Source organism: Pseudomonas sp. URMO17WK12:I7 (genome assembly GCF_003269045.1).
Classification (GTDB): domain Bacteria; phylum Pseudomonadota; class Gammaproteobacteria; order Pseudomonadales; family Pseudomonadaceae; genus Aquipseudomonas; species Aquipseudomonas putida_J.
This window is the reverse complement of sequence record NZ_QLTL01000036.1, coordinates 1-8,907: the sequence shown is the minus strand read 5'-3', so window position 1 is coordinate 8,907 and position 8,907 is coordinate 1. Positions and strand designations below refer to the sequence as shown.

Annotated in this window: 2 protein-coding genes; both read right to left on the bottom strand. The window is 67.4% G+C overall.

The window, feature by feature from the left end; all coding sequences use genetic code 11:
• A partial coding sequence (locus H040_RS27065; protein WP_146746762.1) for a non-ribosomal peptide synthetase occupies positions 1–8,246 on the bottom strand: 8,246 nt, incomplete at its 3' end.
• Positions 8,243–8,907: phosphopantetheine-binding protein (locus H040_RS27060; RefSeq protein ID WP_146746761.1), on the bottom strand; the 665-nt coding region annotated here is incomplete at its 5' end. The genes H040_RS27065 and H040_RS27060, both read right to left, overlap by 4 nt.

The following is an 8,907-nucleotide window of genomic DNA, read 5'->3' as shown; positions in this document are numbered from 1 at the left end:
CGGCCGGCATCCGGCACATGGCGAGTCGCCGCATGCACCAGCACTGCCACTGGCGCGCTGTCGGTCAGCATATGCCGCACACGCTCGGCCGGGTAATCCGGATCGACCGGCACATAGGCCCCCCCGGCCTTGAGAATGGCCAGCAGCCCGACCACCATCGACAGGCCGCGTTCGACGCAGATCGCCACGCGATCATCCGGTTTTACGCCCAGGCCAATCAGGTGATGCGCAAGACGGTTGGCCTGCTCGTTGAGCTCGCGATAGCTCAGCTCACCCTCTTCAGCGCGCACGGCAAGCGCATCCGGCGTGCGCATTACCTGCGCCTCGATCAGGCCATGCAAGGTCTGCTCAAGGTCGTAATCAACCGCCGTGTCGTTGAAGTCCAACAACAGCCGCTTACGCTCATCGGCATTCGGCAACCCGGTGCGAGCCGGAACAGCGCGCTCGCCTTCGGCAAAGGTCCACAGCAGCTGCTCCAGATAGCCCACATAACGCTCGACCGTGGCCCGGTCGAACAGCGCGGTGGCAAACACGATGCCGCCGCTGAAACCCTCGGCACCTTCGCCCATGCTCAAGCTCAGGTCGAACTTGGCGACACGTGCCTGCCCTCCCAGGGGCGTCACTGCCAGTGCGCCCAGTTGCAGGGCCTGGTGCTCGGGCGCTGCGTCCCAGTCCAGCGACACCTGGTACAACGGCGTATGCGCCAGGCTGCGTTGCGGGCGCACGGCCTCGACCACCTGCTCGAACGGCAGGTCCTGATGCGCCTGGGCCTCAAGCACCGCAGCCTTGACCCGCGCCAGCAGCGTGCCCACATCCGGCGCACCCGAAGTGTCCACGCGCACGGCGATGGAGTTGACGAACATGCCGATCAGGCCATCCACCTCCGCCTGCCGGCGGTTGGCCAATGGCGAGCCGATCACCACGTCATCCTGGCCGGCCAGGCGTGCCAGCAACACCGCCCAGGCCGCCATGAACAGCATGTACGGGGTCACGCCCTGGACTCGGCACATGGCCTTGAGCGCCACGCTCAGGCGTGGCGTCAGGCTGATTGCGATGCTGTCACCGGCATAGTCCTGGCGCTCTGGCCGTGGCCGGTCCCAGGGCAGGCTGACCAGCGTCGGCGCACCGCTCAGCCGGCTGCGCCAATAATCGGCCTGGCCCTGCAGGGCTTCACTGCCCAGCCAGCGCCGCTGCCACTGTGCATAGTCCAGATACTGCACCGGCAATGCCGGCAGCGGGTCGTCGCGATCAAGGCAGAACGCCTGGTACAACGCATCCAGCTCCCGCACCAGCACCCCCAGCGACCAGCCGTCGGCCACCAGGTGGTGCACGGTCAGCAGCAGAATGTGGTGTTCCTCAGCGCATTGCAGCAAGCAGCCACGAATCGGCAGGTCATGGCTCAACGCGAAGGGCTCGCTGGCTTGCAGTTCGGCCCGCTGCGCCAGCGCCTGCTCATCCAGCTCGCGCGCATCTTCCATGGCCAGCTGGAAACCGCGCGCGTCCGCTGCCAGCACCACGCGCGGCTCGCCATCCTGTTCCACAAAGTGGCTGCGCAGGCTTTCGTGACGTTCGACCAGCCGCCGCAATGCGCGCTCCAGCGCCAGTGCATCCAGCGCGCCGCGCAGGTGCAGGCCGAGGGGGATGTGATAGGCCGCGCTGCCCCCGCTCATCTGCGCCAGGAACCACAGCCGCTGCTGGGCAAATGACAGCGGCAGGCTGCCCAGCCGCGGGCCCGCCTGAATCGCCGGCAAGGCACGCTCGGCAGGGTGGCCCAGGCTGGCCGCGACCGCTGCCAGGCGGTCATCGGCGAACAACTCGCCCAACGCCAGCTCAAGCCCCAGGCGCTGACGCACCTGAGCCAGCATGCGCATGGCCAGCAACGAATGGCCACCCAGCTCGAAAAAGCGGTCCTGGCGCCCGACCGGTTCCAGTTGCAGCAGCTCGCCCCAAAGCTGAGCCAGGACCGCTTCGCGCTCACCTTGCGGCGCCTCGTAGGCCGCTGCGGCAACGTCTTGCGGCCCGGGTTGCGGTAGCGCCTGGCGGTCGACCTTGCCATTGTTGGTCAGCGGCATCCGCTCGAGTGCCACATAGGCGCCCGGCAGCATGTACTCGGGCAGCCTCCCGCGCAGGAAGTTGCGCAAGGTGCTGGCGTCGAGCGTCGCATCGTGACGGGTGAACCAGGCGACCAGGCGCAGACGCCCCTGCCCGTCCGCCACTGCCCAGACCTGCACTTCGCCAATCCCCGGGCACAGTGCCAGCTGTTGCCTGACCTCGCCCAGCTCGATGCGAAAGCCGCGAATCTTCACCTGGTCGTCGTTGCGCCCCAGGCATTCCAGCTGGCCGTCGGCCCGCCAGCGCACCAGGTCGCCGGTGCGGTAGAGCCTGGCCCCAGGCCGCTGGCTGAACGGGTCGTCGATGAAGCGTTCGGCACTCAGCGCAGGGTGGTTGAGGTAGCCCAGCGCCACGCCATCACCACCGATGTACAACTCACCTACCACCCCGCGCGGCACCAACTGGCAGTGGCCATCGAGCACATAGACCTGGGTGTTGCCGATGGGCTGGCCAATCGGTACCTGGGTGGCGTTCGACGCCAGCTTGTGCACGGTGCAAGCGACGGCGAACGTAGTGGTTTCGGTGGGCCCGTAACCATTGATCAGGCGCAGGCCCGGCGCCCGCTCCAGCAGGGCACGGAAGGCCGCAGGCTCGGCACGCTCGCCGCCGCTGATGAGGATGCGCAGGCCTGCCAGTGCCTCGGGGATCAGCTGCACGTACTGGTTGAACAGCGCGGTGGTCAGGAACAGCACGGTGATGCCGTCATCCACCAGCGCCTTGGCGAAACGCCGAGGGTCGACCAAGGTCTGGTGATCGACTATCCGCACCTGCCCGCCATTGAGCAGCGCGCCCCAGACGTCCATGGTGCTGGCATCGAACGCCGGGTTGGAGGCAAAGGCGATGCGGTCCTGGGCGTTGAAGTCGGCATAACCATTGTTCAGCACCAGGCGGGCGATGCCCCGGTGCGGCACGCACACCCCCTTCGGTTTGCCGGTGGTGCCCGAGGTATACATCACATAGGCCGCGCTGTCGGCATCTTGTGCCAGGCCCGGGTTATGCCCGGCTTGCGGGTCGAGCGCCAGGGTATCGAGGTCCACACGGCGCACAGCAAAGTCCGCCTGGCCCGCGGCGTGTGTCAGCAGCATCACGGCCTGGCAATCTTCGAGCATGAAGGCCTGGCGTTCGCGCGGCGCGTGGATATCCAGCGGCACATACACCGCCGCGCACTTGAGCACAGCCAGTTGCGCCACCAGCAAAGGCAGCGAGCGCGGCAGCAGGATCGCCACGCAGGCCCCAGGGCCCACGCCCTCGGCAATGAGGTAGTGGGCCAGGCGGTTGGCCAGCAGGTTGAGTTCGCCATAGCTTGCAGCCTGCTGCCCATGCATGGCCGCCAGGGCCAGGGGATGGCGCGCTACGCGCTGTTCGAACAGGCGTGCCACGCTCAATTCGCGTGGGTAATCGGCTGCGGTCGCATTGAAGCTGTGCAGCAGGGTCTGGCGTTCTTCATCGCCAATCAGGTCAACTTCTGCAAGCGCCACCTGGTCGTTGCCGACCATGGCCCTCAGCAACGCTTCGAAGTAGCCGAGGTAGCGGCGCACGGTCGGTTCGTCGAACAACGCCGTGGCGTAATCCAAGCTGCCAGCCACAACATCGCCATGTTCACCCAGGTTGAGGGTCAGATCGAACTTGGCTACCTGCGCAGCCTGCGCCACGGCTTCGAGCTGCAACCCTTGCAGCTGCAAGGCAGCGCCCTGGGTCGCCTGCCAGTTCAAGGTGGCCTGGAACAGCGGCGTATGGCCAAGGCTGCGCGCGGGCCGCACGATCTCGACCACCTGTTCGAACGGCAGGTCCTGGTGTGCCTGGGCCGCCAGCACACGCGCCTTGACCTGCCCAAGCAGCGCCGCGCACGTAGCAGCCGAACGGGTGTCGATGCGTATGGCCAAGGTATTGACGAACAACCCTGCCAGCGCTTCGAGCTCGGCATGGCCACGGCCAGCTACCGGGCAGCCGATCACCACTTCGTGCTGGCCGGACAACCTGGCCAGCAAGGCCGCCCAGGCGCCCAGCACGGTCATGTACAAGGTCGCCCCATGGCGCTGGGCCAGGGTGCGCAGGCCGGCAGCCAGGCATGGGTCCAGTTGCAATGCCAGGCTGGCCCCGGCGAAGTCCTGGCGCTCGGGCCGTGGCCGGTCGGCCGGGAGCTTCAACAGGCTCGGCGCGCCGTCCAGCGCCTCGCGCCAGTAATCGGCCTGGCGCTGCAGCTGCTCGCCGGCCAGCCAGCGCCGCTGCCACACCGCGTAGTCGCCATACTGGATGGCCAGCGCTGGCAGCGGATCTTCCAGCCCTTGGCACAGGGCCGGATACAACGCGCTCAGCTCACGCGTCAGTACCCCCAGCGACCAGCCGTCGGCAACGATATGGTGCACGGTCAATGCCAGCACATGGTGCTCGGTATCCAGGCGCAGCAATCGCGCCCGCAACAGTGGCCCGTGGGCCAGGTCGAAAGGCCTTCCAGCTTCATCGCGCAGCGTGCGGGGCAATGCGTCCAGGCCAATGTCCTCGCGCTGGAACCACCCTGCGCCTGCCGTCGTGCCGATGATCACTTCGGCGCTGTCGTCGCGTGGCACGAAATGGCTGCGCAAGGTTTCATGGCGCTCGACGATGCGCAACAGGGCGCACTCCAGGGCGTCGTCATCCAGCGGCCCACGCAGGCCCAGGGCCAACGGCACGTTGTAAGCCTGGTTGCCGCCTTCCATCTGTGCCAGGAACCACAGCCGCTGCTGGGCGAACGACATCGGCAGCGGCTGCTCGCGGGGCACCGGCACGATTGCGGGCAGCACGCTGCGCCCGGCACCCGCCAGCACGTGTGCCACCGCGGCCAGTTCGGCATTGGCGAACAGCTCGGCCAGGGTCAGTTCCACGCCCAGGCGTTGGCGCACCTGCGACACCATGCGCATGGCCAGCAGCGAATGCCCGCCGAGGGTGAAGAAGTGGTCACGCCGCCCGACCCGCTCGACCTGCAGCAGCTCGGCCCAGATCTGCGCCAGGGCCTGCTCCAGTTCACCTTCGGGGGCATCAAAGCCTTGCTCGAACAGCGCCGAGCGCTCGGGCCTGGGCAAGGCACGGCGGTCCAGCTTGCCGTTGGCGGTCAGCGGCAGGGCCTGCAGTTCGACAAACGCCACCGGCACCATGTATTCGGGCAGGTGCGCCTGCAACTGGGCGCGCAGGCTTTCGGGGGTAGCCGCCTCGACGTCGGGCTGGGGCGTGAAATACGCCACAAGGCGCGGCTGGCCGGGTTGGTCCTCACGGGCCAGCACCACGGCCTCGTTGATACCCGGCAGGCTGGCCAGGCGGCTTTCGACCTCGCCCAGCTCGATGCGCACGCCGCGGATCTTCACCTGGTCATCGTTGCGCCCCAGATAATCGAGGGTGCCATCGGGCAGCCAGCGCACCAGATCGCCGCTGCGGTACATGCGGCCACCCGCGCTGAAGGGGTCGTCAAGGAAGCGTTCAGCCGTCAGCGCCGGGCGGTTCAGGTAACCCCGGGCCACACCGGCGCCGCCGATGTAAAGCTCACCGGGCACGCCCAGTGCCACCGGCTCACGGTGCTCGTCGAGCACGTACAAGCGGGCATTGTCTACCGGCCGGCCGATATGCAGCACCCCACCCGCTTCGACCACACCGGAGCTGGCTACCACCGTGGTTTCGGTCGGCCCGTAGTTGTTGACCACGGCAAAGCGCTGGGTACGGTTGAACTGGCGCAGCCGGTCGCCGCCGATCAGCAGGGTGCGCAGGGTCGGGTGTTCGAGCTGCTGGCTGAAGGCATATTCGGCCACTGGCGTGGGCAGGAAGCTCACGTCCAGTGGCTGGCTGCGCCACCAGGCGAGCATGGCGTCGAGGTCTTCATTGCCTTCGGCGGGCGGGGCCAGGTGCAGCGTGGCCCCCGCGCACAATGCCGGCCAGACTTCCCAGGCCATGGCATCGAAACCGAAACCGGCCAGGCACGAGGTGTGGCGGCCGTGGCACAGGTCAAAGGCTCGGCAGTGCCAGTCGACCAGGTTGTTGACGGTGCAGTGCTCGACCATCACCCCCTTGGGCTGGCCGGTGGAGCCTGAGGTGTAGATGACGTAGGCCAGGTGGCTGGCACTCAGTTGCGCCACGTCCGGGTTGCTGTCCTGGGCAGGCCAGTCTGGCTGGTCCAGCAGCAGCACGGGCACCTCGACAGCCCCCAGGCGCGCGCGCAGCGCTTGCTGGGTCAGCACTGCCACGGGGGCGCTGTCGCCAAGCAGGTAATGCACCCGCTCGTCCGGGTGCGCAGGGTCGACGGGCACATAGCCGGCGCCGGCCTTGAGCACAGCGAGCAGCCCGACCAAGGTTTGCAGCCCGCGCCGGGCGACCACTGCCACTCGGTCATCGGGCCCCACGCCCAGGGCGATCAGCCGGTGCGCCAGCGCATTGGCCTGGCGGTTGAGCTCGGCATAGCTCAAGGACTGCTCGCCGCAGCTGGCGGCGAGCGTGTGCGGGTGCGCTTGCGCCTGGTTTTCGATGCGCTGATGCAGGGTCAGTGTCGCCTCGAAGCGGGTCGGGCTTGCATTGAACCCTTCCAGCAGCCCATGGCGTTCGCTGTCTGGCAGCATCGGCAGCGCCAGCACCTGAGCATCGGGTGCCTGCAGCAGGCTTTCCAGCGTTTGCTGCACGTAGGCGCAGACACGTTCGACGGGCACCTCGGTGCTGGCCAGCAGCGTCAGGCGGAAGGCTTCGCCGAGGTCGTCGACACTCAAGGTCAGCGGGTAATTGGTGGCCTCGGCGGAGTCGACGATATCGATGCCGGCCAGCGCCGCGCGCTGCGGTGCGGCGGTACCCACCGCACTGTGGCGATAATTGAGCAGTGCATTGAACAGCGGCGCCGGGGCCGCCACGCCACTGCAACGCTGGGCCAAGGCCAGGGGCGCGTGCTCATGACGCATCAGCGCACTCAGGCGCTGGTGCGTGGCGCGGATCGCCGTGGGCACGTCGCTGCCGCCCAGGTCGACCCGCAGCGGCAAGGTGTTGATGAAGATCCCCAGCGCCCGGTCGGTGGCCTCGGCACCCAGCAGGCGGCCCATCAGCACCGTACCGAATACCACTTGCCCGCGCCCGGTCAGGCCACCCAACACCCGCCCCCACGCCAGGTGGAACACGCTGGCAACGCTCACGCCAAGGCTGCGGGCGTGGACGCGCAGGCGCTGGCACAGTTCCAGGGGCAGGTCGAGCTGGTGTTCGTTGTGGCTGTTACCTCCACCTTGCACATCCTGGATGCCATACGCCAAGGTCGCTTCGTCGATGTCGCCGAGCATCTCGCGGAAGAACGCCTCGTGCTGCGCTTCGCCGATGCCCAGCACGGCCTGCGCCACGTAGTTGCGAAACGGCACCGGCGTGCCCAGGTACTGGTCTTCACCTGTGAGGAAGGCAATCAGCTCGTGGCGCACCACCTCCAAGGCGCTGTGGTCCATGGCGATATGGTGGAACTGCAAGGTGGCACTGAGCCTGCCATCGGCCTCGGGCGCCTCGCGCAGCAGGCGCATCAACGGCGCCTGGGTCAAATCGAGCCGGGCACGCGACGGGTCATCGGCAGGCAGCTCCAGCACCTGCAGTTCGGCTTGCCGCCACACCACTTGCAGGGGTGTTTCCAGTCCCACCCAGTGCACCGAGGTGCGCAAGATATCGTGCCGGGCGACCACCCCACGCAAGGCTTCGGCAAACGCTTGCAGGCGCGCCTCGCTGGCAAACACGAAGCGCGCCTGCATCACGTACGGGTCGTGCGCGCTGGCGCTGGCATGGTGGAACAGCATGCCCTGCTGCAGCGGCGCCAACGGGTAGAGATCGTGAACATTGGCAGCACCACCGGGAATGTCGGCGACCAGGCGGTCGAGGGTGTCCTGGTTCAGTTCGATCAGGTTGACCAGCTCGGGCGTGATCCGCGTGCAATCAGGCGGGATCAGGTTGCCCGGCACTTGCACCGCGCCCTGTTTCACGGCCACGTATTCACCGCTTTCGATCAGCGCCACCAGCGCCGGCTTGTGTTCGCGCAGGCGTGCCACCAGGGTGGCGTCGGTCAGCGCCTGGCGGTTGCCCTGGACGACCAGCTGGCCGTCCTTGAGCGCCAGTTGCACGTTATTGGCCGAAAGGGTTTCCAAGAGTTGGTTGATACTCACAGGACGATCTCCATTCTGTCTGTGATGGCTGCATAGCCGGCCAGGGTCGGTTGGTCGAACAGTGCACGGACGTCGGCTTCCAGGCCTAGTTCGCGCAAGCGGGAGGTGAGGGTCACCGCCAGCAGTGAATGGCCGCCCAGTTCGAAGAAGTTGTCGTGGCGCCCTACTCGCTCGACGTCCAGCAGCTCGCACCAGATGCCGGCCAGCAGGGTTTCGGTTTCGCCCTGCGGCGCTTCGTAGGGGCGATCCTGGATGGCGTCGGGCGCCGGCAGCGCCTTGCGGTCGAGCTTGCCGTTGGGGCTCAGCGGCAAGGCGTCAAGGTGCATGAACTGCGCCGGCACCATGAACTCCGGCAGGTGCGCGAGCAGTGCCGTGCGCAGGGTCTCGACGGTTTGCGGCTCGCCGGTGTAGTACGCGATCAGGCGTTGATCGCGGGCGATCACTACCGCCTCCTTGATGCCTGCGATGGCGGTCAGGCCGGCCTGGATCTCGCCCAGCTCGATGCGCAGGCCACGGATTTTCACCTGGTCGTCGTTGCGACCGAGGTATTCGATGTTGCCGTCCGCCAAGTGGCGCGCGAGGTCGCCTGTGCGGTACAGCTTTGCGCCTGGACGCAATGGATCGTCGATGAAGCGCTCTGCCGTGAGTTCGGCGCGGTTGA